Genomic DNA, 24924 nt, shown 5'->3' with positions numbered 1-24924 from the left:
CCCGCGGCGAATCGGGCGAGCCATTGCTCGCGCATATCAATCGAGCCGAAACAAGTATTGGCCGCCATCCAACCCCCACCCATAGCCTCACAGAGCAGACCAAGCCGGGGGACGCCGTCGTCCTCCGTGCACGCACCAGTGAGGAGTCGACGATGACTACGCGGACCCTGAGCGTCCAGGACGCCATGGACACAACGCCGATGGGCGCGAGGAGATGGGCCGTGGTGGCCTTCTGCTTCGTGATCGCGCTGCTGGACGGGTTCGACACGCAGTCGATCGCGTTCATCGGCACCGCGATCGCCGATGAGTTCAAGCTCAGCGCCACCGACATGACCTGGGTGATCACCGCGAGCACCGTGGGCATGGCGCTCGGCGCGATGACGCTCGGAACGTTCGGCGACCGGATCGGCCGCAAGCGCACGATTCTCCTGGCGCTGGCCGTGTTCGGCGCGTTCTCGCTCGCCGGCGCGTTCGCGACCGCCGCGTGGCAGGTCGTGGTGCTCCGCTTCCTCATCGGCCTCGGCATGGGCGGCGCCACCCCGGCCCTCCTCGCCCTCACCGCCGAGTACAGCCCGCGCAAGCGCCGCGGCACCCTCATGACCCTCGTGCTCCTGGGCCTGCCCGGCGGGGCGATGATCGGCGGCCTCGTCGCGGCCGCCTGGCTGCCCGCCGTCGGCTGGCGCGGGATCTTCCTCATCGGCGGCGCCCTGCCGGTTGCGCTCCTGCTCGGGGTCCTCGCCGTCCTGCCCGAGTCCCCCGCCTACCTCGTCGCGAAGGGCACCGACGACGCCCTCTCCCGCGCCCGCACCCTCATCACCCGCGCCACGGGCCAGACCATCGCCGATGGCACTGTCCTCACCGTCGAGGACGCCGGCGAGAAGCGCGGCTCCGTCGCGGCCCTCTTCTCCCCCGCCTACCGCACCGTCACCGTCGCCGTCTGGGCGACCTACCTGTTCAACTGGATCGCCTGGTTCCTGCTCCTGCTCTGGATGCCGACCGCCCTCAAGGCCCTCGGCCTCGACGCCGGCACCGCCGCCCTCGGCACCGTCACCGTCAACGCCGCCTTCATCGTCTTCGCGATCCCGCTCTCCGCGGTCCTGCCGCGCGTCAACGCCCGCACCCTCCTGCTCGGGATGTTCGGCGCGGGCATCCTCATCGCCCTCGGCCTCGGCGCCGCGGGCACGCAGTGGGGCCTCGTGTTCACGCTCATCGGCCTCGCCGGCTTCGGCATCGGCGGCCAGCAGCTCGCCCTGAACTACCTCATCGCCAACGCCTACCCCACCCAGCTGCGCGCGACCGCCACCGGCTGGGGCATCGGCGTCGGCCGCCTCGGCTCGATCGTCGGCTCCGCCCTCGGCGGCGTGCTCCTCACCGGCCTGGGCCCGTCGGGCTACTTCGCCGCCCTCGCGGTGCCGCTCGTGGTCGCCGCGCTCGCGACGCTCCTCGTGAAGCCCGCTCGCGCCGAAGCCTCCGACGGCGAGCTCGAAGCAGTCGCCGCTGGCCATTGACCCCGTCACCTCGGCGAGGTGAGCGGACGACGGCGGCGCGCACCCGCCGTCGTCCGCTCGCCTCAGTGACGCGCCGAAGGCAGGGCTCCCGCCAGCACCGGCACCCGTTCCCGCACTGCACGCACCTCGGCAACATCGACGACCTGCACCAGTAGCCCGGGCTCATGCCCGAGCCGGCCTCGCACCCGCCCCAGCGCGTCGATAGCGCAGGACCGGCCGAGGCCGAGCGGGTCGGCCCCGCGAGGCGGCACCCAGGCCTGGTCGCACGCGACGAGCCACGCCTGCGCATCGGTGGCCCGTGCACGCGTGAGCAGGTCCCACTGCTCGGCCTTCCCCGGCCCGTCCCCCCAGGAGGCAGGCACGCAGACAAGTTCGGCTCCCGCCCTGCCGAGCGCGGTGAATTGGTCCGCGAACCGCAGGTCGAAGCAGGTGGCGAGTCCGACCGTCACTCCCCCGAGCCGGAAGGTCACGAGGTCGCTCCCGGGCGCCACGGTATCGGACTCGCGCGATCCGAACGCGTCGAACAGGTGGATCTTCCGGTAGGCGGCCTCGGCCCCACGGCCGGTGGCGAGGAGCGTGTTGTGGACCCGACCGTCGCCGCTGGGCTCGAACATCCCGAGCACGACGGCAACCCCGCTGGCCTCGGCGATCTCGCGCACCCGGTCGGCGAACGGCCCATCAAGCGGCTCGGCGGCGCGAGCGAGGACCTCCCCGAAGGGGACCATGGCGGCCTCGGGGAACACCACCAGGTCGGCGCCCGCATCCGCGGCACGCACGGTGAGCTTCGCGACCGCGTCCAGATTGGCGGTCTTGTCGGTGCCGGCAGCAAACTGTGCCGCGGCGACAGTCAGGTTGTTCGATGGAATCATTGAGTCCTCCACGGTATATACGTTGTATGCGAACTTCTTCTGGACGGGACAAGGCGTACGGGCATCTCCGCCGACTGCTCCTGGGCGACGCCGCTCTCGCGGGGACGTTCATCAACGAGCAGGAAGTGGCCTCCGAGCTGGGCATCTCCCGCACCCCGGTGCGCGAGGCGCTTCTGCTGCTGTCCGCGGAGAACCTCGTGCAGCTCGTCCCCAATCGGGGCGCTCTCGTACCGCCGCTCACCCCGGAGCTGATCAGCAATATCCTCGAGGTCCGAACCGTCCTCGAGGCCTGGGCCGTCCGAGAGGCAGTCGCGCGGGGGGTCGAGAAGGAGACAGCGGCTGCGATGCGCGAGTGCCTCGACGAGCAGAAGCGCCTCATCAACGGCGGCACGTTCGCCGAGTTCATTGCCGCCGACCGCGACTTCCACACCCGGCTCATCCGCGCGATGCACAACCCCGTGCTCGAGCAGCTGTACGAGTCGGTCCGAGCCCGCCACGTGGTCATCGGCGTCTCGGCCCTCGAGCGCAGCTCGCACCGCCGCGAGGAGGTGCTGGCCGAGCACACCACGATTGTCGACGCCCTCGAGTCGGGCGACGTGGAGCGTGCTGAGAAGGCAGTGGCGCACCACCTCGATGCGACCCGCCGCATGCTGGTGATCTAGCGGAAGGCATAGCGCACGACGGCGGCGCGCGGCCGCCGTCGTGCGCCGCTTGCCTCAGCGGGCGGCGGAGCTGTCCGCAGGGACGGAAGGTACAACGTCGACGTCGTCGACCACCTTGCGGCCCATCGCGAGGCCAACCACGGTGACGATGGCCGCGAACAGCACGTACCCGGCGATCGTGTAGCCGTTGGGCGCCATCGCGATCAGCACAGCGAAGACGCTGGGGGCGAAGCCGCCGCCGATGATCCCCGCGAAGGTGTAGGCCAGCGAGGACCCGGTGTAGCGGAGCCGTGCGTGGAACTGCTCGGCGATGTGCGCCGCCTGCGGCGCGTACATGAACGAGTGGCACACGAGGCCCAGGACCACGCCGACCAGGCCGAGCCCGAACGAACGGGTCTGGGTCATGGCGATGAAGATGAACGTCCATGCGCCACCGGCCAGGGCCGCGATGCCGTAGAGCCACTTGCGGTTGACCCGGTCGGAGAGCCAGCCTGCGAACGGCATAGTGACGACCTGGAGCGCGCCAGCCACCATGGTGCAGGTGAGGGCCTCCGAGTCGCTGAGCTTGTTGGGCCCGGTCTTGAGCCAGACGAGCACGAACACTGCGAAGAACGCGTACAGCACGTCGGGACCGACGCGGCAGAGGATCGCTCCGGTGAGCGCGCGCCCCTGGGTGCGGAACACCTCGGTGACGGGAGCCTTGGCGGCCTCTCCCCGCTCGAGCAGCCGCTGGAACACCGGCGTCTCCTCAAGAGTGTGGCGGATCCACAGGCCGAACCCGACCAGAACGATCGAGAACCCGAAGGCGAGCCGCCAGCCCCAGGACTGGAAGTCCGCAGCAGGCATGCTCGCGGTCATGATGATGAGCACGAGGTTGGCCAGGACCGAGCCGAGCGGCACGCCGACCTGGGCGGCCGAAGCCCAGAGCCCCCGCTCGCCTGGCTTGCTGAACTCGCTCGAGAGCAGGACGGCGCCGCCCCACTCGCCGCCCACGCCAACGCCCTGAAGGAAGCGCAGGAGCACGAGCAGCGCGGGCCCCCATAGGCCTGCCTGGGCATAGGTGGGCAGGAAGGCGATGCCGAAGGTCGCCGCACCGATGAGCACGAGCGTCCACACGAGCACGCGCTTGCGGCCGATCCGGTCGCCCAGCCGGCCGAAGACGATTCCGCCGATGGGGCGCGAGATGTACCCAGCCGCGTACGTGAGGAAGGCCTTGATGGTGGCCATCGCCGGGTCGTCGTCGGGGAAGAAGAGCTTGTTGAAGACAACCGCCGTCGCGGCGCCGTAGAGGGCGAAGTCGTACCATTCGAGCGCCGTGCCGCTGAGGCTGGCGGTGAAGGCCTTGTAGAGGGTGCGCCGCTCGACCGGGGCCGATGGGGTCTGCGCGTGACTGCTCATATGACGCTTGTCTCCTTTCAGGGTTAGCCCCATACTCGTTGTATACACGATGTCTACGCAACCCCTTGGGAGAAAATGATGGCACTAATCCGTCTTGACGTTGTCGGAAGCGGTCCCCGGGAAATCCCGATCAGCTATGTCCTCAACGGCGGCTACGCCGGGCGCGACACCGCCCAGGTCCAGCACCACGTCGACGAGCTGGCCGAGCTCGGGGTGCCCGCACCGACCACCATCCCGACCCTGTACCCGCTCTCGGCGACCCAGGCCACCCAGGCGGGAAGCACGCAGGTGCAGCACGGCCGGACATCCGGGGAGGCGGAGTGGGCGCTCATCGTCGGCGACGGGCCTGACGATCTCCTCGTGACCGCGGCGTGCGACCACACCGACCGCGACCTCGAGGTGCATTCCGTCGCCTGGAGCAAGCAGGCGGGCCCGGACATCCTGGGCGACGTCGCGTGGCGGCTCTCCGATGTCGAGGACGCCCTCGACGGCTTCTCCCTGCGCGCCTGGGTGACACACGACGGCGCCGAGACGCTCATCCAGGACGGCTCGCCCTCGCAGCTGCTCCCCCCGCGCTACTGGGCGGACCGGCTCGATGAAGCCGGACTGCTGCGGCCCGGCACGGTGGTGATGAGCGGGACCATTCCGATGGTCCCCGGCGTGGACCAGTTCGCGGACGGGTGGCGCGTGGAACTCGCCGACGGCGAAGGGAACGTCAGCCGGGTCGCGTACGAGGTGGAGATGCTTCCGGCGGCTTGGGAGTAGAGGCTTGAAGAGGGAACGGCCGGTGACAGAAGGCCACTGAGCCAGCATCTGTGTGAGGTGAGCGGACGACGGCGGGTGCGCACCCGCCGTCGTCCGCTCACCTGCATCGTTCTGTCAGCGCGGCAACGCTACGCGTGCCAACGCACGGCACTCACGACGGACTCAGCCAGCCGCTCGACCATGCGCTCGACGGTTTCGAGATGGCCGAAGCCGCGGAAGACCCCGAGCTGTCGCGCCACCACCTCCGCAATGTACGCCCATGTGGTCCACGCGATCGATTCCCGGACCTCATTCCTGAACGTCTCGACAACGTCGGCGTCCACGGCGGGCTCTCCGAAGAAGAGCGGCAGATACGCCGCCACCGCTTCCTCAGGCGCCATCCGTCCGAGCGCCCTCACCACGACGGGCGGCGGAGCGCCGAGGATCAGGAGAGGAGCGGCGTCCGCTCCCCCGCCGCAGCCTTCAGGGCCAGGTATTCCTTGGCGAGCTGTGAAGGCTGGAAGGACGCTCTGCCGTTCCGCTTGGCCTCGACGAGCACATAGCTCTCCGGCAGCGAGAAGGAGGCACCGGGCTGGACGCGGACGTCGGGCACCGGTTCCAGTTGATCGGGGAGAAGCGTGACGTCGGCCGCCTCGATCTCGGAGATGACGACGCGGCGGGCATCGTCAGCCCCGCGGGCACCCATGAGGACCTCGCCGAGGAACAGGTCCCGTGGCAGATAGGAGAGCGGCAGCAGCACCTCAGCGGTGAGGACGTTCTCGCGCCGCCTTCCGCCTCGCCGGTAGTGGGTCGCCTTCTCCCAGGAGATCTCTTCCAGCAGGCGCCCGATGAAGGAGTCGTTGCTCAGCTCCGCGGACATGCCGTCAGCGTACCGGCCGACCTACGCGATAACCTGCCACAGGACTGCGGGGAAGGAATGCGCGTGGTGGACTTTTTGAGCGGCTTCAACGGCGAGGCCCTGACGAATCTGGCGTGGGGTGCTGCGATCGTTGCCGCGGTGCTGCTGGCCCTGTGGCGGTACTGGCGCGTCGACCTGACAGCGCTCGGTTCGGTTCTCGTCTTCGGGTTCGCGAATGCCGTGGCCGCCGTCTACGTCCTGTTCCATCTCGGCGAGGGACGCTGGGGCGGCGACGCCCATGAGCGGCTTGTCGCTCCCTCCTTGGCCGGCATTCCCATGGTCGGCCAGTTCCTGGAACCCATCGACGGCCTCCTCAGCGGGCTGGCCGACGGGGTGAACGAATTCAACAATGTGCAGGCTGCGCTTCCCGTGGCTGGGGGTTTCCTCGCCTCCGCCGGGTGGGCGTTCGCCCTCGCCGTACCGTTGTGCGTCGTCGCCATGGTGGTGAGCTTCGTCGAGGAGTGGCGGCGCCGGCGGGCGTTCACGCGGGTAACCCAGCAGGTCCACGAACTTACTGCCGAAGTTGCCGAGCTCAAGCGTTTGGTCGGCGACCCGGTCCGGGTGTAGCCCCGAGGCATGAACGCGTCGGGAAGGGACGGCCCCCACGATGTGGCCGTCGGCGCCACTCACAATAAAGTGTGCGAGCGTCTGCAGAGGCTGGCTTAGGCCGCCGCGAGTCTCAATAGGGACATTCGGGCACGGCGGACAAATCCAAACCGAATGGTTGCCGTCTCCTCGAGCGGCAGCCGACGCCTCTGAAGCTTAGGACCTTCTCCTCTACCGGGGGAGGACTCTATTCCCCAGGTGCAAGATCTTGCATCATGTGCAAGAAGGCCAGCATGCAACTTCGGCTCGGCGCTTACGAGGAGGCTGAATCTAGCGCGTCAAAGACGTGTATTATCTGGTTACGGGCGATGACGCCCGTGACGCTATTGGGGGAAGCGATCATGCTTGTATCTCGGCTGGCCTATGCGCCGCCTTCTGCAGCCTGCGTTCTATGCCCCTCTATGTGCGTCAATCCACGCACCCACCCCGCACGCTCCACTCGCACGTCGGTGAGGTGTCCTATGAAAGGACTCTCATGAGCCATCCGAATCTCGCGCCCTACCCTCCAAGCCCGGGCTATGGCGGCCCCCTCAAGAGCAGCAAGTCATTCCTTGTGACTTGGCTGCTATCGCTCCTCTTGGGCGTCTTCGGCGTTGACCGGTTCTATCTGGGAAAGGTCGGGACCGGCATCCTGAAGCTGGTTACGTTCGGCGGCTTTGGCATCTGGGCTCTTGTCGACCTGATTCTCGTGCTCGCAAACAAGACCCGGGACAAGCAGGGGATGCCTCTTGAGGGGTATGACAGGCACAAGAAGGTGGCGCTGATCGTCACAGCGGTCTTCATCCTGCTCGGAATTATCCTCAATGCGACTCGAGCTGCCGCGACCCCGTCAACCTCGCCCAGCGCTTCTACGTCGAAGGCGACGACGGCGACCACCGCTGCTGCTACACCGGCACCTTCCAAGGATCCGGCGGTGGCAGCTGCTGAAGCCCAGGCCTCTGCCAAGGCGAAGGCGGACGCGGACGCTGCCGCCAAGGCCAAGGCGGACGCGGACGCTGCCGCCAAGGCCAAGGCAGATGCCGATGCGGCGGCCAAGGCGAAGGCCGACGCAGATGCGGCAGCGAAGGCGGCCGCTGACGCTGCCGCCAAGGCTGGCACCATCAGTCAGCAGAATGCGCTGCGGAAGGCCAAGAGCTATCTCGACTACAGCGCGTTCTCGCGTACCGGACTGATCGGTCAGCTGGAGTTCGAGAAGTACTCGACCGCCGACGCGACGTGGGCGGTGGACCGTGTGACTGTCGACTGGAACGAGCAGGCCGCGAAGAAGGCGAAGGACTACCTCAAGTTCACCTCTTTCTCCCATTCCGGACTCGTCGACCAGCTGATCTTCGAGGGCTTCACGCCAGAGCAGGCTGAGTACGGGGCAACCAAGACCGGCCTCTAAACTCATCTCACAACTCTGATGCTCCGGCTCGTCTGAGCCGGAGCATCAGATATGAAATCGGCTATGCCGTCTCAACAAGGCCGACCCGACCATCACTATGGGGGAAATTGTGATGAGGCAAATCAATCATCATCACGGTCGGCATTTACAGTTTCGGGGTCATACCACGGGTTGACACGCTGGAAGATCGCGAACACGGTCTACGCCAACTGACGCCACACTATTGACCCCTTCCGATCAAGGACATTTGGTGAAGAAGTTCATTTGCGCTGCCCTGATGATGCTGACGCTCTCGGGGTGCGGCGGCGCCACGGCCGCTGCTCCCGCGGTCACCGAAACCGTGACGGTTCCTGGACCCACCGTAACGGTGACGGTTACCGCTGCTCCCGCGCCCACCCCAGCCCCGTCGACAAGTCCGGCGAAGCCGGCAACATCGACCACACCGGCGAAACCGGCGACGGCTGTCATACCCTCCGACATCGTCGGAATGAACGCTGAAGCTCTGGACGACGACCTCAAGGCCTTGGGCTTCACGAAGGTCGTCTACAACTCGGACACCGGCAAGACCGTGCTCCTGCTGAGCAACTGGACAGTCACCGGGATCGACAATCCCGGCACCACCCAATCCACCGACAGGGCCGTTGTCGTGCACGTCACCAAGTAATGGGGCATCCGGTGCTCTGACTATCGCCGGCGCACTTATGTCCTGGCTGCTTGGATCCGTTCTGGCATTCAGCATCCCCGCCCGCCAACAGCTACCACAACAGAGGACCGTGCTGTCGCCGCTGCCGCCTTCGAACTCGTCACAGGCGCGCTCAGCGAGAACCCCCACCGGCTCGGAAGGCAGCTCCCAGAGCTGTTCTTCCCCCGGTACCCGCGAAAAGGCAAACGGGCGACGGCGGGTGCGCACCCGCCGTCGTCCGTCCCCCCAACTTCAGAAGCCGACGTTGGTGCGGCCCTTGAGCTGCAGGATCTCGCGGGCCTCGTCCGGGGTCGCGACCTCGAGGTTGAGCGCCTCGAGGATCACCCGGGCGCGTGAGACCTGCTCGGCGTTGGACTTCGCGAGCTGCCCCGGGCCGATCCACAGGGAGTCCTCGAGTCCGACGCGCACGTGGGAACCCATGGCCGCCCCCATCGTGGCCAGGGGCATCTGGTTCCGGCCGGCGCCGAGGATCGACCACTCGTAGTCGGCGCCCAGGAGCCGGTCCGCGGTGCGCCGCATGTGCATGAGGTCCTCGGGATGCGCGCCGATTCCGCCGAGCAGCCCGAAGACCGACTGCACGAACAGCGGCCCCCTGGCCAGGCCGCGCCCGTGGAAGTGGGCGAGGTTGTTCAGGTGGGAGATGTCGTAGCACTCGAACTCGAAGCGCGTCCCGTTGGCGTTGCCGATCCCCAGGATCGTCTCGATGTCCGCGAACGTGTTCTTGAAGACCAGGTCCCGGGACTTCTCGAGGGACTCGCGCTCCCACTCGTGCTCGAACTCGGCGAACCGGTCCAGCATAGGGTACAGGCCGAAGTTCATCGACCCCATGTTCAGGCTGGCAAGCTCGGGCTTGAACGCGGCCACCGGCCGCATCCGCTCCTCGACCGTCATGTGCGGCGATCCGCCCGTGGTGATGTTGATGACCACGTCGCTGTTCGCGGTGACCTTCTCCAGGATCGGCTCGAAGTGCCGCGGATCCTGGGACGGCCGCCCATCCTTCGGGTCACGCGCGTGGAGATGCACGACGGCGGCGCCCGCCTCGGCCGCTCCGATCGCCGCCTCCGCGATCTCCTCCGGGCTGACGGGAAGGTGCGGCGACATCGAGGGCGTGTGGATCGCGCCCGTGACGGCCGACGTGATGATGACCTTGCGCTTGAGCGACATGTCCAGTGCCTCCTAGTAGAGCTTCTCGGTGTTGCCGTCAACGGCCATGGCCTGGCCGTTGACGTTCTTAGCCAGCGGGCCGGCGAGGAACACGGCCATGTTGGCGATGTCCTCGGCGTCCACGAGCCGATTCAGGGACGACTGGCCGTGGTAGAGGTCCGAGACCTCCTGCACGGGGCGGCCCAGCATCGCCGCCTTGGCATCGATGACCGCGCTGATGCGGGGACCGTTCACCGCTCCCGGGCAGATGGCGTTGACGCGGATGCCCTCGCCTCCGAGCTCGATCGCGAGGGTCTTGGTCAGGCCCACCACGGCCCACTTGGACGCCGAGTAGGGGCTGCGGCCGGCCATCCCGAGCCGTCCGGCGGCGGAGGAGAGGTTGACGATCGTCGGTTCCTCCGCTTTCCGCAGCATCGGGAGTGCGTGCTTGACCGCGTAGAACTGGCCGTGGACATTGACGTCGAACGTCTTCCTCCAGGCGTCGCCGTCGAGCTGGTCGATGGGACCGGTGGGGCCGGCGATCCCGGCGTTGTTGACGAGGACGTCCAGTCCGCCGAGCGCGGCGTCGACCTCCTCCATGAGCTCCGCGACCTGAGCCTCGACCGAGACATCGCTGACGCTCGCCGAGAACCCGGAGCTGCTCGCCCGCTGGACCGCCTCCTCGTCGACGTCCGTCACGAAGACGGACGCTCCGAGGTCCTTGAAGCGGGTGGCGATGGCCAGGCCGATGCCGGCCGCGCCAGCGGTGACGAGGACCTTGCGTCCGGAATAGTTGAGACCGTTGTCCATGACTTCTGCTCCTCTAGTGGGCTGCGGGGGCGGATGCGGAGGAATCCTCGGTGCCGCGCTTGAGGAAGCGCGTCAGGACGGCGCCGATCGCGCACAGCGCGACGATGAACCAGAGGCCGGAGAGCTTCGATCCGGTGAGGTCCTCCGTGATGCCCATGACGTAGGGGCCGAGGAATCCGCCGAACAGGCCGATCGTGTTCACGAACGCGAGGCCTCCGGCCAGCGCCGCCCCCGTCAGCCGGGTGGCGGGGTAGGTGAAGAGGATCGGCTGGAGGGCGAAGAAGTTGAACGCCGCGAGGCAGAAACCGATCATGCCCAGCACGGGTCCGCCGACGGCCCCGAGCACGAAGCCGGCGACAATGCCGATCATCGTCGCGGTCGCGATGGCGCGGGACCGCGAGCCGTTCGTCGCCAGTCGCGGCAGCACCAGAGCGCCGACGGCCGAGAAGATCCAGGGGACCGACGTGAGCAGGCCGATCTGGAACGGGCTGAGCTTGCCGTAGGAGCCGATGATCGACGGGAGGAAGAAGCTGAGCGCGTACACCGCGATCTGGTGCGTGAAGTAGATCCCGACGACCAGGAGAATCTGCTTGTCCTTGAGGATGTGGCGCAGCTTCGAGTTGCCCGCGGCCGCGGCTCCCTGGCGCTCCTCGGCGGCGATCCGGGCCTCGAGGTCCTCGGCCTCCGCACGGGTGAGGAAGGTGGCCTCGGTGGGCTTGTTGGGCAGGAACTTCCAGACCGCGATCGCCAGCAGGCAGGAGGGCACGCCCTCGACGATGAACATCCACTGCCAGCCGTGCAGGCCGCCGACTCCGTCCAGCATGAGCAGGAGGCCGCCCAGCGGCGCACCGACGATGTTGGCGATCGAGACACCGAGGAGGAACAGCCCGTTCGCCTTGGCCCGGTCCTTGACCACGAACCACTGGGTCAGGAAGTACATCACCCCGGGGAACAGCCCGGCCTCGGCGATGCCGAGCAGCATCCGCAGGATGTAGAAGGACCACTCGCCGTTCACAAGCGCCATGGCGGCCGAGATCACGCCCCACGTCACCATGATGCGCATGATCCAGAACCGGGCGCCCACCTTGTGCATGATGAGGTTCGAGGGGATCTCGGACAGCGCATACGTCAGGAAGAAGAGCCCCGCACCGATGCCGTAGGCCGCCGCGCTGATGCCCAGGTCGATCGCGAGGCGATCCTTGGCCATCCCGATGTTGGTGCGGTCAAGGAACGCCAGCACGTAGGCGCCGATGAGCAGCGGCATGACGCGCCGGAAAATGAGCTTGTTGACTGCCTCTTTCGACCGTTGGGCGGTCGTCTGAACCGATGAGGACATGGCTGTGCCTTTTCTGTGCGGGTAGGACGGCCCGACAGTGGGCCGCGGCTGGATGATGCGGGGCTAGGAGCTAAGGGGCGGCGACCGGCTGGGCCGGGCAGCCGCAGGAAGTGCCGATATGGAGCTGGTGCTCGCAGATTTCGTGGACGAAGCTCGTGCGCTTGGAGGTGATCTGGTCAAGGAGGAGCTCGAAGGCCTTGGTGGCCATCTGCTGGACGGGCTGCACGATGGTCGTCATTCCGATCAGCCTGGATCGGCTGTGCGGGAGGCCGTCGCTCCCGACGACGATGAGGTCGTCTGGAATGCGCAGGCCCAGGGAGAGCGCGTATTCCATGACGCCGATCGCGATCTCGTCCGATCCGCAGACGATGGCCTCCGGCCGGTCAGGCGAGCGGAGGAGCCGCTGCGCGGCTGCGATCCCGCCTTGGGCGTTCAGGCGCGTGCTCACCTTGCGCGACCCTGAGATCGTGACACCCGCCTGTGCCGCGGTGCGGACGAAGGCGATCTCCCGCGCAAGCGAAGCGGTCGAGAACCGCGGTCCGATCACCGTTGCGATCTCCGTGCGCCCATGGCCCAGAACATGGGCCATGAGCTGGGCGGCGGCAGCGTCGTCGTCGATCCCCACGAAGTCCCCGGGGACCTGCTCGGATCGGCGGGAGAGGTAGACGTAGGGGATCCGGCGCTGCCTGAGGGTCTGCAGTGACCGGGCGTCGCGCCGCAACGCCGCGGCGATGATGACCCCGTCGACGTTGCGGGCGGCGAGGGTCGTCGCAATCTGGGAAAGGGAGTCCGCGTCGTCCTGGGTGGTGGCGACGAAGACGTCGAAACCTTCCGCGGCAGTCGCCGTGATGATGTTCTGCGCCCAGCCCGTGTACATCGGGTTCACGATGTTCGGGACGATGAGCCCGACGACGCGGGTCAGCTGCGGATCCGGAGTCTGCTTCCGGCCGGACGCCCGGTAGCCGAGCTCGTTGGCGATCCCGAGAACGTGCCGACGCGTCTCGGCCGAGACGCCTCCGCGTCCGTTCATGATGTAGCTCACGGTCGCCGGGGACACTCCCGCCGCCCGCGCTACGGCCGCAGCAGAGACCCTCGTCGGTCGTTCGGCGGCTGCTGCGGTCATGCGGAACCTCCTTCCTGTGAGGTCTGAGTCAGGGCCTCTCCAGGCCGTGTGACCTCCATTACAGAAGACGGTGGAACGTTAAGCAACGTTAAGCATTGGGGCTGACTGGTGCTGAACGCTCGGGCGCATCCCGCAGCTGGCTGGTCTCGGAGGGGGTCTTCTCCCCCGATAGCCAGTCGCAGCGCTTAGCCTTGACTGCGTGGCATCACCCTTCGACGATCCCGAATTCGCTGCCCGACTGGCCCAGATGGGCGTGGTCCACAGACCTGGCACGGCGGCCCGGATGATGGACGATCTCGCGCCGCTGCTCGCAGCGGAAGGGATCGACCTCAACAACCTCGACGCCGACACCGACCTCGACGAGGTCAATGCAGCGCTCGACCGCGCGACCGAGCGCCACAACCTCGCGCTGTTCACGCCCATCGGCGCGCAGCGCGTCGGGGCCTTGGAGGTCCTGCGGCTGTTCGCCGAGTCATTCACGGAGGGCGATGAGGACGAGGCCGCAGCCGTGCTCGCGGGCGTCGAAAGCGACCCGGCCGGCGATGCGCCGGCGATCTCGCACCTCATCGGGGTCAGTCTCGGGCTTCTCGACAGCTGGCATACCAACCCGGGACTGCATGCCGCGCTTGCTGCCACCCGGGTGCCGCGGTGGCGCCGTACTGCACGCGCGGCGGCCACCGATGTCCTCGCTCTCGCCCGCAAGGGGCACGCGTTCGACTCGCTGAAGAGCCTGCACCGGCACGGCGGGCTGGCGCTGTTCGAGGGATCCGCGCTCCTTGTCGCGGCATCCCTCAGCGCGCGCGCCGCGAGTGAGGGAGTCTCGGTGCGCGACCTCGCGGGGCGGGTGCTCGTGGACGCGAGCCCGGGCCGATCCGCGCCCGCGGTCCTTCCGGGGTCGTCCCTCCACGCCCCGGGAAGCAGCTTCATGCGCCCACAGGAGGCAAGCGGTACAAGAGGGCAGCGCCCAGCTGCTACCCGGCAGGGCGGGGCCCGTAGCGCGCGGTCCGCGGACCGCGCGCTGCTGCGAGGCTTCGGCGCATGGCTGGAGAGTGCGCCCTCGATCGCCGCTCCCACGGTGGACGACGAGCTGAAGATGATGGAGATGCTGGTGGGCATCGCGCGAGGCGAGGGCCTGGACCTGCACCGGGCCACCGACGTCGAGCCGCTGATCGACCTGCTCTGGGACCCCGACCTGGAGACCTCCGAGGCACTCGGGGCCGCCCTCGAGACGCTGCACGACTACGTGCACTTCCGCCTCGACGAAGGCCGCAACCTGGACGGATGGGAGGAGGCACACGGGGCCGTCGAAGATGCCCTCGACGACGCTGGCGCCTCGGGCCCGTTGGGTGCGATGGTGGAGGACGCGGAGAAGGTCAGCCCGGAGACGCGCCGCCGCGCTCTCGCGCAGACGACGCTCATCGCCGCAGTGAAGGACCTGCTCGAATGGGTGGGCCCCGGCAGGCCGGTGACGCAGACTGGCGGTGTGCGCCGTGGGGACATCCGGCAGGTCGCGAAGATGCTGGGCATCCGGGCTGTCGGGGTCGCGAAGCGCGTCGGCGATCACCGCGACGAGGGCGCGCCCGTGCAGGCGCTGTCGATGGCCGACGTCCCCCTGCTCGCCCAGTGGTGGGAGGCGCTCTCGGCCGCGCAGGTCATCCGGACCAACTCGTCCAGCGTGCGACCCGGCCCAGCAGCCGCCGAGTGGAGCGCCGAGGCACTCCCGCCGCTCGACCTGGCCGAGAGGGTGGCCGAGATCTTCGTTGCGGCGACGCTTGCCGCCCCCATGAAGACCGGGTTCGGCTCGATCATCGTCAGGGAATCCCTGCCCCCGCTGATTCACGCTCTGGCCCCCGAGGACGTCGACGTCCCAGACGTAGCCGGATTCGGCCACGGGCCTGTGTGGACACTGCGGAACCTCGAGCGGGCGGGTGTCGTCACGTTCGGCGCCTCGGATTCCCTTCAGATCCCCGAGGGGACCCGCGCCGCCGTTGCCCGCGGCGTCCTCCTCGCCGCCGCGCACCTCGCCGGCACCGAGGACGGGTAGGACCGCGCCGGGGGGCGGCGGTCAGTCGGACCGGACGGCCGCAACGAGGTCGGCGGGCGACCCGCGCCAGGGCGCGCCGTGGCCGGGGAGAACCCAGGATGCCGGAATCCCGCTGAGCCGATCGAGGGAGGCCAACGCCTCATCCGGGTTGTCCGTGAAAGGAGCCGGCTGCGCGCCCTCGCGCCCCGTGAGCACGTGGCGCGTGGTGAGCGCGTCGCCGACGAATACCGCATCCGCCACCGGGATGTGCACGGCGATGCTCCCGGGCGAGTGCCCCGGCATCCCGAGGATGACCGGGCTTCCGGGAAGGTCGAGCACGTCTCCGTCCGCGATCTCCACGACATCCTGCACGTACCGGGGGCGCAGCCCGTTCTTCCGCAGCGCGTAGGCGAAGAAGCCGAGCGTGGGCGCGAGCCGCGCGGGCCCCATCGGCGTCTTGGGCTTCTCGCCGGTGCGCGCGCGATGGGCGTCGCCGGAGTGGATGAAGACGGGCACGCCGACTTCCTGTCGCAGGCGCTCGGCGAAGCCGATGTGGTCGCTGTCCCCGTGGGTGAGGACCAGGCCGCGGATGTCGGACAGCGGGCGGCCGATGGCGTCCAGCTCGCGGCGCAGGTCATCCCAGTGGCCCGGCAGGCCGGCATCGATGAGCGTGATCCCCTCGGGCACGTCGACGAGGTACGAGGCGACGATGTCGTTGCCGAGACGATGCAGGTGCGGCGCAAGCTTCATGGAGATCCCTTCCGCTATGATGGCTACGGTCAGTAGCCTTTATAGCTACAGTACGTAGCCATGATGGCTGCCGTCAACAGCAGAGGAGGCTTGGATGGCGGCACCCGCACGCATTACGAACGACGGCGCGGTCAAGGCCGCGCGGGAGATCCTCGAGTCCTCCGGACCGGCCGGGCTCACGATGCAGGCCGTGGCCGCTCGTGTCGGCGTGCGGGCCCCGTCGCTGTACAAGCGATTCCGGGACAGGGACGCTCTGCTCGCGGCGGTGGCGGCGTCGTGCATCGACGAGCTGACCGGTCGGCTCGAGACCGCAGCGCCTGACCTGTCACGTCTGGCCACCGCCTACCGGAGCTTCGCCCATGAGCACCCCGAGGCGTTTCGCCTGATCTTCACTCCCTCCGCTCCGCAGGAGGCCCTTCAGCGCTCGGCCGCGCCCGTCATCCGCGCCGTCGCCGCCCTGGTCGGCGAGGAGCACGCGCTCGATGCGGCCCGGCTGGTCACCGCATGGGCGACCGGTTTCGTGCAGATGGAGCTCGCTGGAGCCTTCCGCCTCGGCGGCGACGTCGACGAAGCGTTCGACTACGGGCTGCGACGCGTCGTTGCGGTGCTCGACGCCGAACGTGCGCCGCGCAGGTGATCTCCCTGCCGTCGCCGCCGCGTTCCCCCTTGCGGCTTCGACCGCCACTCGGGACGCTGGACGCATGAACAAGGTGCTCACCGCCGTCGGCGCGTCCACCGCGGCGGCCATCGCGTGCTCGGCTGCCCTCCGCCCCGTGTTCAGGCACTGGGGCGCAGCCCGGGACGAGGTCGAGGGCCCCTACCCCGGCGAGGGCATCGTCCCCGACGGCGAGCGCGGCGCCACAATGGCCGTGACCATCGACGCGCCGCCCGAGGCCGTCTGGCCGTGGCTGGTCCAGCTCGGCGGCGACCGCGCCGGCTGGTACTCCTGGGACCGCCTCGACAACGGCGGCCGGCAGAGCGCCGACCGGATCCACCCCGAATGGCAGGACCTCAAGCTCGGCGACACCGTCAAGTACTGGACCAAACGCAACGGGGCGGTGGACGCCTGGACCGTCGCCGCCCTCGAGCCCAACCGCTTCCTCGGGCTCCATGGCCTCAGCGACCTCACCGGCCGTCCCCTCGACCCGAAGGAGCCTCGACCCTCGGCCTACACGGAGGGCCTCTGGGGCTTCCAGCTCAAGGAACTCCCGGGCGGCAGGACGCGCCTCGTGATCGGCGGCTACGAGACCTTCCGGCCGCGTTCAGTCGGCTGGCTGCTCTCGTGGATCTTCCCCCCGCTCGTGTGGGTCATGCAGTCCCGGATGCTCGCGGTCCTCAAGCGCAACGCCGAGCGGGCAGGGACGCACGCCGGCTGAGCGGGCGGCGACCACCCGCCGTCGTGCGCCGGGCCCCACCCGGCGGGACCTTCGCCACTGGGCTCCGATCGCGACCCGGCGGACCATGGAGGAAACCCGCCTCTGGAAGGAGCCGTCATGGGCAAGGTCCTCATCGCCTACAGCACGCACGAAGGGCAGTCGGCGAAGGTCGCGGACTTCATCGCGGAGGTCCTGCGCGGGCGCGGCCTGGACGCGACCGTCTCCGACCTCAAGGAGGCCCGGGACGCGAGCCCGGCCGGGTACGACGGCGTGATCGTCGGCGGGTCCATCCACATGGGCAAGCACGACAACCGCATGGTCGAGTACGTCCGGAGCAACCTCGAGGCGCTGTCCGCGGCGCCGTCGGCCTTCTTCTCCGTCAGCCTCAGCTCGCACGGCGAGCCCGAGGAGGCCGAGAGCTACGTCAAGAACTTCGAGGAGCAGACCGGGTGGCGGCCGGACACCGTCGCGATGTTCAGCGGCGGACTCCCCTACACGCACATGAACTTCATCATGCGGCACATGATGAAGAAGATCGTGGAGGGCAAGCCCGGGAGCATGGACACCGACACTTCCCGCGACTACGTCTACACCGAATGGGACGGCGTCCGGCGGTTCGCCGAGGACTTCGCCGCCCAGCTCGCGCCCGCCGCCTCCTAGGAGCGGTGGACGCACGACGGCGGGTGCGCGCCCGCCGTCGTCCGTCTCGCCTCAGCCGAAGTACAGGTGCCGGTGGGCAGCGCAGCGCTCGTTGAACCGGGCCCCGCAGCCGGGGCACGAGGTGGCCGCCAGGTAGTCCCGGACGGCCATCTCGCCCTTGCAGACGCCGCAGAGCACCGCCGGCTCCGCCCACTGGTCCGTGGGCCAGGTCTGCGCCTCGTGGTCCGCGTCCTCGGCGTGGCAGAGGTGGCACGGGTAGTACCGCCCGCAGCAGGCGAACTTGATGGCGATGACGTCGACCTCGGTGCGGTAGTGGACGCAGCGGGTCTCATCGTCCACGGTAACGCCGAAGACCCGCACGGCCTGAGCTCCCCCGCTCACTTCACGCGGCGCACGAGCACGTCGGGGAACGCCCGGTGCACGGCCACCGCGGCGACGGCCGCCACCGCGTCCTTGAGAAGGTCCCCCGGGTAGAAGACGAGGTCGGCGGCGAAGGCGGCCTGCCAGGAGAGCTTGAGGTTGACCATCATCCCGAGCACGCCGGGCAGGTGGGAGGCGAACACCGAGACCACGGCCGCGGCCAGGAAGAACCACAGGCCCCGGCGCTTGGCCGGCAGGCGCCGGATGATCTGCTCGGCGGCGACGCCCACGAGGAAGGCCGCGAGGACGAACCCGACGATGTAGCCGGCGGACCCGCCCGCCATGACCTGCAGCCCGGCCCGGCCGCCCGAGAAGATCGGCAGCCCGGCGAACGCCAGGACGAGGTAGAGCCCCACCGCCGCGGCGGCGCGGCCCCCGCCGAGGACGAGGCCGGTGAGCATGATCGCGAGGGTCTGCAGCGTGATCGGCACGCCGAAGCCGCCCACGGGGATGCCCGGGACGAGGGCTGAGGCCGCGATGAACGCGGCGAAGACGGAGATCAGGGCCAGCGACCGGGAGTCCCACATGCGGCGGGGCTTGCGGGTGCTCTCGCGGGGGGTGTCACCGGGGTTCGTCTCGGCCTGCGGGGCGGGCCGGTCGGATGCGGGGGTCGGCGTCGTGGGGTTGCTCATGGTTCCTCCAGTGGGTCCGGGCGGACGTTCTGCAGGAAGGCTATGCCGCCGCGGGGCCGGCTGTTTTGTGGGGAATCCACCACGCGCGCCGGTGGTTTGTAGATCGGTGGCTACAAAAGCGGGCGCCCGTGACGTAGCACATCGCGGGCGTGCGTCACCGGCTCGTACGCTGGTGCCATTGGCCCGGCACCCCGGCGGCCGGCCGCGCACCCAAGGAGCGTCCATGACCCAGATCCTCGTCGCCTACGGCACCACCGAGGGGCACACCGGCACGATCGCCGCCTTCGTGGCGGACGTCCTGCGCGAGCAGGGCCACGAGGTCACGGTCGCGGACGTGGAGGCGCTCGAGACGATCCCTGACACCTGCGCCGCCGTGATCCTCGCCGGATCCGTCCACGTCGGCAAGCACGACGCGCAGGTCGTCGACTTCGCCGCCGCCAACCTCGAGGCGCTCACCTCGCGCGCCTCCGCGTTCGTGTCGGTGAGCCTCGCGCTCGTCGGCGACACCGCCGAGGCGCAGAAGTACGTGCAGGACTTCGAGACCGCCTCGGGCTGGAGCCCGGAGCAGGTCTCCCTCGTGGCCGGCGCGCTGCTCTACACCCAGTACGGCTTCGCCAAGCGCCAGCTCATGCGCGGCATCGCCGCCAGCAAGCGCGGCGCCCTGAGCACCGACACCGGCCAGGACCACGTCTACACCGACTGGGACGCAGTGCGACGCTTCGCCGAGGACTTCGCCGCGCAGGTCGCCGCCGCGGCGTAGCGGCTCCCCCGCGGTCGGCGGGCGCACGACGGCGGGTGCGCGCCCGCCGTCGTGCGCAGAGGGCCGTGGATCTGCGGGCCCTCCCGCCCTCGCCCATCAGGCCTCAAAGACGTGGTCGGACGCCTGTACCGTGCCTACCGCGGCCGCGGGGAGTGCAGCTGCGGGGCGTAGACCAGCTGCTCGGTGCGCCCATCGAGGGTCCGCGTTTCCAGCAGGTCGAGGTCAAAGTCGGCGGCGCCGCCGAAGACAGGCGCCCGGCCGGTGATCCCCGTGATGACAGGGAAGATAGTCACCTGAACGCGGTCCACGAGACCGGCGGCCATGAGTGCGTGGTTCATCCTCAGGCTGCCGTGGGATCGGAGCGGGATGTCGGATTCCTCCTTGAGCCGCGCGACGACCTCGACTGCGTCACCGCGCATGAGCGTGGTGTTCGGCCAGGAGAGGGGCTCATCCGGGGTCATGGACCGCGAGACGACGACCTTGCGCATGGCGCTCATCCGCCTGGTCCAGATATCGCCGAATTCCTCGCCGGAGAGGAAGAAGCCGGAGAACATGCGGTAGGTGTCCGGGCCGAACACCATGAGCTGTTCCTCGCCGAAGAGGTCGGCACGGTGCTCGAGGAGTTCGGGGCCCTGCTTGCCCCAGTACCCCGTCCACTCATCCGTCGCGGAGCCGAACCCGTCGAGTGAGCTGAAGACATCGAAGGTGTAGGTCGCCATGCGTCCGACCGTACGCGCCCCATAACCGAGTCGACAGCCCCCGCGTCAAGAAGCTGGACACGCCAGACGTTCCCCGGAACCGCGCGCCGCCGCGCCCTACCGGCCGGCCCGGGGCCTGGTTCTGATCAACAGCAGCACGAAGGTGGCGACGAGCACGGGAAGGGCGATGAGATGGTAGGCGACGTCCCCCGGTTCGCCCCCGAGGAGGGTGAACGTCAAACCGACGATGAAGCCGGCGACGGCGAAGCCGGTCGCGACCTGTGCCGCGAGCCGCCCGCGACGGGGGCTGCGGAGGAGGGCGACGGCCCCCGCGACGAGCACGACGCCGATGATCGCCTCGGCGACGCCCGCGGACGTCGGGCTGTAGGGCCGCCTGCCTTCTCCCGTCATGCCCGAGAGGTGGAGGGTCGAGACGACCGCGAGACTGGCCGCCTCGAGGATCATGAGCGCCGACAGTCCGCGGCGCGCACGGCCCGATGCGAAGACTGGGGTGGATGCCATCGTGATCTCCTGATCGTTGCCGGCAATCCCAGAATAGGCGCCTCCCCGATGCTCGCGCTGGTTGGCCCCTCACCCCCGGGTCTACACTGGCCACCTCACGTTCCATGTTGACCTTCAGGGGGCTTCCGGTGCTGCACAAGGGACTTGATAGCCGGCAGCCGCTTTCTGCGTCGGACTGAACGTCATGTCTTTACGTGTTTCGGGCGCACTTGCCGTGATCGGCGGACTCGCATGGCTCCTGAAGGTCGCCCTGATGTGGGCGAATGGCGGAACTGAGAGCACCACCGGGATCGTTGGCTTTCTGTTCCTCGTGGGCATTACCTGTATCGCAATGGCAGGCAGCGTCAGAGCCTGGTTCTTCAGCCCCAGCGCAAAGGTGTGGCGGAGAATACTGGCGATACTCGCATTCCTGGTGGCGCTCGTCCTCATGGTGGATCTTCCGATCCTGGCCGGATGGCAGATCTTTGGCCGCGTGTGGATCGCCGAGGAACTCGGCATCATCCTGACAGCCTTCCTCGCGCTCGGAGTGGGGGCTCGCTGGCTCGTTCGTGGGTTCGGAACGAAAGCTGCAGCAGCCCCAGAAGCCGTCCTGTAAGGATTCCGGTCGACCGCAGCAGACGCAGCGAGGGCCCCGGTCCCGAATATGCTGGCCACATCCGACCCGAGGAGCCGCATGTTCACCGGCCTGAGCGCCTTCACCCTGACCCCGCTCGACGAGCAGCGCATCGACGAGCCCGCCCTCGCCCGTCTGGTCGAGCGGGCAGCCGCGGCCGGCGTCGACAGTCTGGGCGTCCTCGGCTCGACGGGCAGCTACGCCTACCTCACCCGCGAGGAGCGGCGCCGCGTCCTCGAGGTCGCCGTCTCCCACGCAGGCCGCACGCCTGTGCTGGCCGGAATCGGCGCCCTCCGGACCCGCGACGTCCTCGCCCACGCCGCCGACGCCCAGCAGGCCGGCGCCGCCGCCGTCCTCCTCGCCCCGGTGTCCTACCAGCCCCTCACCCCGGACGAGGTCTTCGGCCTGTTCGAGGACGTCACCGCCGAGCTCTCCGTCCCGCTGGTCGTCTACGACAACCCCACCACCACGCGCTTTGCCTTCACCGACGGGCTCCACGCCGCCATCGCGCAGCTCCCCCACGTCGCCTCCATCAAGATCCCGCCCGTCCCGACCGACCCCGCCGCCGCCGCGGACCGCATCTCCGCCCTCCGCGCCCTCCTCCCCGACGGCGTCACGATCGGGATCAGCGGCGATGCCTCAGCCGCCACCGCCCTCACCCACGGCGCGGACGCCTGGTACAGCGTGCTCGCCGGGATCCTCCCGGAACTCTGTGTTGAGGTCACCCGCGCCGCGCTCGGCTCACCGGACCAGGCGCACGACGCCGACCGCGCCCTCGCGCTCTCGGCCCGCCTCGCGCCCCTCTGGGACCTCTTCGCCCAGCACGGCAGCCTCCGCGTCGCCGCGGCGGCCGCCGAGATCCTCGGCCTCACCACCGGCCCGAGCCTCCCCAAGCCCCTGCGGGCGCTCGACGGCGAGGCGCGCGCCGCCGTCGTGCGCGCCCTCGGCAGCCTGCCGCCCCGAGACCGCCAGGCCAGCTGAGGCGCGGCGGGTGCACACCCGCCGTCGTGCGTCCCCTACACCCGTGTGAGCAGCGAGCTGAACTGCTTCGCCCCACCGGCAACCATGGTCAGGTCCGAGCCGGCGACGATATAGCGGTAGCCGCGGGCCACGGCGTCGGCCGCGGCCTCCGGCGAGCCCGCGAAGATCCCCATCGGCACCCCGCGGGCGACGGCGGCCGCCTCGATCGCCGCTGCAGCGGCCCGCATCGGCTCCGAGTCCTGCTCCCCCGGCGTCCCGAGGTCGACGGACAGGTCCACGGGCCCGATGAACGCCACGTCCAGGGCCGCCATCGCGGCGTCGATCCCGTCGGCGTAGTCGGCAGTCTCGAACTGCCCCACCGCCAGCACCGTCGAGTTGGACCGCTCGAAGTGCCCGGCGAGGGTCACGCCCATGCCGTAGTCGGCGGCCGGCTGCGCCAGCGACACCGACCGGGTACCGAGCGGCGGGTACGAGACGAGCTTCCGCAGCTCCCCCGCTGCGGCGCCCGAGCCGCGGGCCAGCTGGATCCCGGCGGCGCCGGCCTCGAGCAGCCGGTTGATGTCACCCCGGTCCAGGGCAGGTACCCGTACCAGCACCGGCAGCCCGCGCGCCCGGCCGGCCCGCACGACGTCGCACGCCTCCCCCACCGACATCTGCGAGTGCTCGTAGTCGCAGACCACGAAGTCGAAGCCGGACAGGGCCAGGATGTCCACGATCTCGAACCGCGGGATCTTCAGGAACGTGCCGAGGACGGGCCGCTCGGCCATGAGGTCCCGGAGGGACTGCGAGAAGGCCATCAGATCCCCAGCAGGTCGGCGGGGTTGTCCGCGATGAGACGGCGCACATCCTCCTTGGACACGCCCGCGTCCAGCAGGCCGCGGACCATCCGCGCGTAGGCGTCCACGGGCAGCGGGTTGTTGGCCTGGCCCAGGTCAGAGCCCAGGAGCGTATTCTCCACGCCGGCGGCCTTCACGAAGCCGAGCAGGGTGTCCAGGCCCCACTGGTAGAACGAGGTGCGGTCGTCGTACTGGCAGATCGAGTGCTCGATCCGCGCCCCGAGGCCCACCCACCGGCGCACCCGCTCGGGCTCGGCGCCGATCACGAAGTTGGGGTGGTTCACGAGGATCCGCTTGATGCCCATGGAGGAGGCCTGCTCGATGAGCCGCTCGGTCTGGTCGGCGTCGAGGTGGCCGCAGGACATGATCGCGTCGTGGGCCTTGATCACCTCGAGGATGTCCAGGACCTCGGGCTTGATGGCGCCGTCGGTGTCGAGGATGCCGATCTCGGTGGTGTGGCGCAGGCCCAGGTTGTTGGTGGGGAAGCGCATGTTCTGGCCCTCGGCCTCGTGCACGCAGATGTGGGCGTGCGAGGAGATCGTGGGGAACCAGACCATTCGGCCGCCCTGGGCGAGCGCGAGTTCGGCCGCGTACGGGTTGAGGCCGCCCACGTAGTTGTTCAGCGCCACCCCGGAGACCACCGGGATCGGCAGGCCGCCGAGCGCCTCGGACGCGGCGCGGATGTCCGTGACCATCGAGTGGTGGTGGCTCTTGACGAGGATCGCCCGGAAGCCGGCCTCGTGCGCCTGCCATGCCGCTTCGGCGATCGGCAGCCGGCGCGGGAACGGCGAGGGGCTCGGGTGGACGTGGAGGTCGACGGCGCCGTCGAGGATCGCGGCGACCTCCGGGTCGTCGATGGCGACGGGCTCGTGGCCTTCGGGCTTCAGCATCGTTGCTGTCCTTCCGTTCAGTTGTGCCCTCGAGGGGCATTGACAGTGACCGTGATCACGATGCTACGCTCGTTCCACATTGCGCACAAGCCGTTCCGAAAAGCGGAACACAGGATCGAAGGAGATCGCGGTGTCCCTCAACGAGTCGCTGTACTCGGAGGTCGTCAGCTTCGACGACATCCCCCTCGAAGTCGCCCGCCCGGGCATCACCCGAAAGGCCTACGCCACGGACGAGGTCATGATCGTGTGGAACACCGTGGAGAAGGGCCTCGAGCTCCGCCCCCACTCGCACGAGGACTTCGACCAGCTCGTTTTCATCCTCGAGGGCGAAGCCGACTACTACGTCGACGGCGTCCCCCACCACATGGGGCCACGGGACCTCATGCTCGTCCAGCGGGGCAAGGAGCACTACATCGACGTGACCTCCGGCCCGTGCGTGAACATCGACATCTTCGTCCCCCCGCGGGCCGACTACGCCCACCTCACCTCCTGGGTCGCCAACCTGGGCGCCAAGGAGCCCCTCACGATCGGAGAGCAGTCATGACGGCGCACGCGGTG

29 protein-coding genes are annotated in these 24924 nt (G+C 69.1%); 14 read left to right on the top strand and 15 right to left on the bottom strand.

The window, feature by feature from the left end:
- Positions 1–152: 152 nt before the first annotated feature.
- A complete protein-coding gene (locus ABD298_RS09300) occupies positions 153–1508 on the top strand; it encodes an MFS transporter (RefSeq protein ID WP_344299404.1) in 1356 nt (451 codons plus the stop codon).
- Between the two features lie 62 nt (positions 1509–1570).
- Here the strand turns inward: ABD298_RS09300 and ABD298_RS09295 are convergent, their stop codons facing one another.
- Complete coding sequence (locus ABD298_RS09295) at positions 1571–2377, bottom strand: carbon-nitrogen hydrolase family protein (RefSeq protein WP_344299403.1); 807 nt, start codon at positions 2375–2377, stop codon at positions 1571–1573.
- 26 nt (positions 2378–2403) lie between these two features.
- Between ABD298_RS09295 and ABD298_RS09290 the strand changes: the two genes are divergently transcribed.
- On the top strand, positions 2404–3039 hold the full coding sequence (locus tag ABD298_RS09290) for a GntR family transcriptional regulator (RefSeq protein ID WP_344299402.1): 636 nt from the start codon (positions 2404–2406) through the stop codon (positions 3037–3039).
- A 54-nt stretch (positions 3040–3093) separates the two neighbouring features.
- On the opposite strand, the gene ABD298_RS09285 is transcribed toward ABD298_RS09290, so the two are convergent.
- Complete coding sequence (locus ABD298_RS09285; protein WP_344299400.1) at positions 3094–4437, bottom strand: MFS transporter; 1344 nt, start codon at positions 4435–4437, stop codon at positions 3094–3096.
- 78 nt (positions 4438–4515) lie between these two features.
- Between ABD298_RS09285 and ABD298_RS09280 the strand changes: the two genes are divergently transcribed.
- A complete protein-coding gene (locus tag ABD298_RS09280; protein WP_344299398.1) occupies positions 4516–5202 on the top strand; it encodes a DUF2848 domain-containing protein in 687 nt (228 codons plus the stop codon).
- 128 nt (positions 5203–5330) lie between these two features.
- On the opposite strand, the gene ABD298_RS09275 is transcribed toward ABD298_RS09280, so the two are convergent.
- Together ABD298_RS09275 and ABD298_RS09270 are read right to left on the bottom strand one after the other, a co-directional pair.
- Entirely contained in the window at positions 5331–5582 is a 252-nt protein-coding gene (locus tag ABD298_RS09275; protein WP_344299397.1) for a hypothetical protein, read from the bottom strand.
- A 44-nt stretch (positions 5583–5626) separates the two neighbouring features.
- Entirely contained in the window at positions 5627–6061 is a 435-nt protein-coding gene (locus tag ABD298_RS09270) for a hypothetical protein (RefSeq protein ID WP_344299396.1), read from the bottom strand.
- Between the two features lie 66 nt (positions 6062–6127).
- On the opposite strand from ABD298_RS09270, the gene ABD298_RS09265 reads away from it, so the two are divergent.
- From ABD298_RS09265 to ABD298_RS09255, 3 genes are all read left to right on the top strand, one after another.
- Positions 6128–6667 carry a hypothetical protein gene (locus ABD298_RS09265; RefSeq protein ID WP_344299395.1) on the top strand — a complete coding sequence of 180 codons (540 nt, stop codon included), beginning with the start codon at positions 6128–6130 and terminating at the stop codon, positions 6665–6667.
- 514 nt (positions 6668–7181) lie between these two features.
- A complete protein-coding gene (locus ABD298_RS09260) occupies positions 7182–8090 on the top strand; it encodes an Ltp family lipoprotein (RefSeq protein ID WP_344299394.1) in 909 nt (302 codons plus the stop codon).
- A 487-nt stretch (positions 8091–8577) separates the two neighbouring features.
- Entirely contained in the window at positions 8578–8754 is a 177-nt protein-coding gene (locus tag ABD298_RS09255) for a hypothetical protein (protein ID WP_344299393.1), read from the top strand.
- Positions 8755–9024: 270 nt separating this feature from the next.
- On the opposite strand, the gene kce is transcribed toward ABD298_RS09255, so the two are convergent.
- From kce to ABD298_RS09235, 4 genes are all read right to left on the bottom strand, one after another.
- Positions 9025–9957, bottom strand: a complete 933-nt coding sequence (gene kce, locus ABD298_RS09250; RefSeq protein WP_344299392.1) for a 3,5-dioxohexanoate:acetyl-CoA acetone transferase — start codon at positions 9955–9957, stop codon at positions 9025–9027.
- Between the two features lie 12 nt (positions 9958–9969).
- Positions 9970–10746: an SDR family oxidoreductase gene (locus ABD298_RS09245; RefSeq protein WP_344299391.1), complete on the bottom strand. Its 777-nt coding sequence runs from the start codon at positions 10744–10746 to the stop codon at positions 9970–9972.
- Positions 10747–10759: 13 nt separating this feature from the next.
- Positions 10760–12082: an MFS transporter gene (locus ABD298_RS09240; RefSeq protein WP_344299390.1), complete on the bottom strand. Its 1323-nt coding sequence runs from the start codon at positions 12080–12082 to the stop codon at positions 10760–10762.
- A gap of 70 nt (positions 12083–12152) precedes the next feature.
- A complete protein-coding gene (locus ABD298_RS09235) occupies positions 12153–13205 on the bottom strand; it encodes a LacI family DNA-binding transcriptional regulator (protein ID WP_344299389.1) in 1053 nt (350 codons plus the stop codon).
- A 199-nt stretch (positions 13206–13404) separates the two neighbouring features.
- On the opposite strand from ABD298_RS09235, the gene ABD298_RS09230 reads away from it, so the two are divergent.
- Positions 13405–15249 (top strand): hypothetical protein, encoded by a 1845-nt coding sequence (locus tag ABD298_RS09230; RefSeq protein ID WP_344299388.1) that lies wholly within the window; start codon positions 13405–13407, stop codon positions 15247–15249.
- A gap of 21 nt (positions 15250–15270) precedes the next feature.
- Here the strand turns inward: ABD298_RS09230 and ABD298_RS09225 are convergent, their stop codons facing one another.
- Positions 15271–15978, bottom strand: a complete 708-nt coding sequence (locus ABD298_RS09225; protein ID WP_344299387.1) for an MBL fold metallo-hydrolase — start codon at positions 15976–15978, stop codon at positions 15271–15273.
- 94 nt (positions 15979–16072) lie between these two features.
- Here ABD298_RS09225 and ABD298_RS09220 point away from each other — a divergent pair, with 94 nt between their 5' ends.
- The 3 genes from ABD298_RS09220 (at position 16073) to ABD298_RS09210 (ending at position 18014) form a co-directional block, all read left to right on the top strand.
- Positions 16073–16615 (top strand): TetR/AcrR family transcriptional regulator, encoded by a 543-nt coding sequence (locus ABD298_RS09220; protein ID WP_344299386.1) that lies wholly within the window; start codon positions 16073–16075, stop codon positions 16613–16615.
- Positions 16616–16679: 64 nt separating this feature from the next.
- Positions 16680–17354, top strand: a complete 675-nt coding sequence (locus ABD298_RS09215) for an SRPBCC family protein (RefSeq protein WP_344299385.1) — start codon at positions 16680–16682, stop codon at positions 17352–17354.
- Positions 17355–17471: 117 nt separating this feature from the next.
- On the top strand, positions 17472–18014 hold the full coding sequence (locus tag ABD298_RS09210; RefSeq protein WP_344299384.1) for a flavodoxin domain-containing protein: 543 nt from the start codon (positions 17472–17474) through the stop codon (positions 18012–18014).
- Positions 18015–18065: 51 nt separating this feature from the next.
- Here the strand turns inward: ABD298_RS09210 and ABD298_RS09205 are convergent, their stop codons facing one another.
- Entirely contained in the window at positions 18066–18353 is a 288-nt protein-coding gene (locus ABD298_RS09205; protein ID WP_344299383.1) for a CHY zinc finger protein, read from the bottom strand.
- A gap of 38 nt (positions 18354–18391) precedes the next feature.
- Positions 18392–19066: a biotin transporter BioY gene (locus tag ABD298_RS09200; protein ID WP_344299382.1), complete on the bottom strand. Its 675-nt coding sequence runs from the start codon at positions 19064–19066 to the stop codon at positions 18392–18394.
- Positions 19067–19289: 223 nt separating this feature from the next.
- On the opposite strand from ABD298_RS09200, the gene ABD298_RS09195 reads away from it, so the two are divergent.
- Positions 19290–19826 (top strand): flavodoxin domain-containing protein, encoded by a 537-nt coding sequence (locus tag ABD298_RS09195; RefSeq protein ID WP_344299381.1) that lies wholly within the window; start codon positions 19290–19292, stop codon positions 19824–19826.
- A 134-nt stretch (positions 19827–19960) separates the two neighbouring features.
- On the opposite strand, the gene ABD298_RS09190 is transcribed toward ABD298_RS09195, so the two are convergent.
- A complete protein-coding gene (locus tag ABD298_RS09190; RefSeq protein ID WP_344299380.1) occupies positions 19961–20545 on the bottom strand; it encodes a dihydrofolate reductase family protein in 585 nt (194 codons plus the stop codon).
- A gap of 96 nt (positions 20546–20641) precedes the next feature.
- Positions 20642–21046, bottom strand: coding sequence for a hypothetical protein (locus tag ABD298_RS09185; RefSeq protein WP_344299378.1), 405 nt, complete (start codon positions 21044–21046; stop codon positions 20642–20644).
- A gap of 214 nt (positions 21047–21260) precedes the next feature.
- Here ABD298_RS09185 and ABD298_RS09180 point away from each other — a divergent pair, with 214 nt between their 5' ends.
- A complete protein-coding gene (locus ABD298_RS09180; protein WP_344299377.1) occupies positions 21261–21641 on the top strand; it encodes a hypothetical protein in 381 nt (126 codons plus the stop codon).
- A gap of 78 nt (positions 21642–21719) precedes the next feature.
- On the top strand, positions 21720–22640 hold the full coding sequence (locus ABD298_RS09175; protein WP_344299376.1) for a dihydrodipicolinate synthase family protein: 921 nt from the start codon (positions 21720–21722) through the stop codon (positions 22638–22640).
- Between the two features lie 35 nt (positions 22641–22675).
- Here ABD298_RS09175 and ABD298_RS09170 read toward each other — a convergent pair whose 3' ends face one another.
- Both ABD298_RS09170 and ABD298_RS09165 read right to left on the bottom strand, forming a co-directional pair.
- Positions 22676–23437, bottom strand: a complete 762-nt coding sequence (locus tag ABD298_RS09170) for an HpcH/HpaI aldolase family protein (RefSeq protein ID WP_344299375.1) — start codon at positions 23435–23437, stop codon at positions 22676–22678.
- A complete protein-coding gene (locus ABD298_RS09165; protein ID WP_344299374.1) occupies positions 23437–24366 on the bottom strand; it encodes a DUF6282 family protein in 930 nt (309 codons plus the stop codon). Before ABD298_RS09165 ends, ABD298_RS09170 begins: the two co-directional genes overlap by 1 nt.
- Positions 24367–24496: 130 nt before the next feature.
- Between ABD298_RS09165 and ABD298_RS09160 the strand changes: the two genes are divergently transcribed.
- A complete protein-coding gene (locus ABD298_RS09160; RefSeq protein WP_344299373.1) occupies positions 24497–24910 on the top strand; it encodes a cupin domain-containing protein in 414 nt (137 codons plus the stop codon).
- Positions 24911–24924: the final 14 nt, after the last annotated feature.

It is taken from the genome of Sinomonas flava (assembly GCF_039531875.1).
GTDB lineage: Bacteria > Actinomycetota > Actinomycetes > Actinomycetales > Micrococcaceae > Sinomonas > Sinomonas flava.
The sequence above is the reverse complement of the archived record's forward strand: the minus strand, read 5'-3'. Positions and strand labels throughout refer to the sequence as shown.

Bases quoted from the DNA above. Each gene is read 5' to 3' on its own strand.
- ABD298_RS09220 (WP_344299386.1), top strand. From the start codon at position 16,073: ATGGCGGCACCCGCACGCATTACGAACGACGGCGCGGTCAAGGCCGCG.
- ABD298_RS09225 (WP_344299387.1), bottom strand. From the start codon at position 15,978: ATGAAGCTTGCGCCGCACCTGCATCGTCTCGGCAACGACATCGTCGCC.
- ABD298_RS09290 (WP_344299402.1), top strand. From the start codon at position 2,404: ATGCGAACTTCTTCTGGACGGGACAAGGCGTACGGGCATCTCCGCCGA.
- ABD298_RS09165 (WP_344299374.1), bottom strand. From the start codon at position 24,366: ATGCTGAAGCCCGAAGGCCACGAGCCCGTCGCCATCGACGACCCGGAG.
- ABD298_RS09185 (WP_344299378.1), bottom strand. From the start codon at position 21,046: ATGGCATCCACCCCAGTCTTCGCATCGGGCCGTGCGCGCCGCGGACTG.
- ABD298_RS09255 (WP_344299393.1), top strand. From the start codon at position 8,578: ATGAACGCTGAAGCTCTGGACGACGACCTCAAGGCCTTGGGCTTCACG.
- ABD298_RS09215 (WP_344299385.1), top strand. From the start codon at position 16,680: ATGAACAAGGTGCTCACCGCCGTCGGCGCGTCCACCGCGGCGGCCATC.
- ABD298_RS09245 (WP_344299391.1), bottom strand. From the start codon at position 10,746: ATGGACAACGGTCTCAACTATTCCGGACGCAAGGTCCTCGTCACCGCT.
- ABD298_RS09235 (WP_344299389.1), bottom strand. From the start codon at position 13,205: ATGACCGCAGCAGCCGCCGAACGACCGACGAGGGTCTCTGCTGCGGCC.
- ABD298_RS09200 (WP_344299382.1), bottom strand. From the start codon at position 19,066: ATGAGCAACCCCACGACGCCGACCCCCGCATCCGACCGGCCCGCCCCG.
- ABD298_RS09240 (WP_344299390.1), bottom strand. From the start codon at position 12,082: ATGTCCTCATCGGTTCAGACGACCGCCCAACGGTCGAAAGAGGCAGTC.
- ABD298_RS09280 (WP_344299398.1), top strand. From the start codon at position 4,516: ATGGCACTAATCCGTCTTGACGTTGTCGGAAGCGGTCCCCGGGAAATC.
- ABD298_RS09270 (WP_344299396.1), bottom strand. From the start codon at position 6,061: ATGTCCGCGGAGCTGAGCAACGACTCCTTCATCGGGCGCCTGCTGGAA.
- ABD298_RS09300 (WP_344299404.1), top strand. From the start codon at position 153: ATGACTACGCGGACCCTGAGCGTCCAGGACGCCATGGACACAACGCCG.
- ABD298_RS09170 (WP_344299375.1), bottom strand. From the start codon at position 23,437: ATGGCCTTCTCGCAGTCCCTCCGGGACCTCATGGCCGAGCGGCCCGTC.
- ABD298_RS09285 (WP_344299400.1), bottom strand. From the start codon at position 4,437: ATGAGCAGTCACGCGCAGACCCCATCGGCCCCGGTCGAGCGGCGCACC.
- ABD298_RS09210 (WP_344299384.1), top strand. From the start codon at position 17,472: ATGGGCAAGGTCCTCATCGCCTACAGCACGCACGAAGGGCAGTCGGCG.
- ABD298_RS09295 (WP_344299403.1), bottom strand. From the start codon at position 2,377: ATGATTCCATCGAACAACCTGACTGTCGCCGCGGCACAGTTTGCTGCC.
- ABD298_RS09190 (WP_344299380.1), bottom strand. From the start codon at position 20,545: ATGGCGACCTACACCTTCGATGTCTTCAGCTCACTCGACGGGTTCGGC.
- kce (WP_344299392.1), bottom strand. From the start codon at position 9,957: ATGTCGCTCAAGCGCAAGGTCATCATCACGTCGGCCGTCACGGGCGCG.
- ABD298_RS09195 (WP_344299381.1), top strand. From the start codon at position 19,290: ATGACCCAGATCCTCGTCGCCTACGGCACCACCGAGGGGCACACCGGC.
- ABD298_RS09175 (WP_344299376.1), top strand. From the start codon at position 21,720: ATGTTCACCGGCCTGAGCGCCTTCACCCTGACCCCGCTCGACGAGCAG.
- ABD298_RS09275 (WP_344299397.1), bottom strand. From the start codon at position 5,582: ATGGCGCCTGAGGAAGCGGTGGCGGCGTATCTGCCGCTCTTCTTCGGA.
- ABD298_RS09260 (WP_344299394.1), top strand. From the start codon at position 7,182: ATGAGCCATCCGAATCTCGCGCCCTACCCTCCAAGCCCGGGCTATGGC.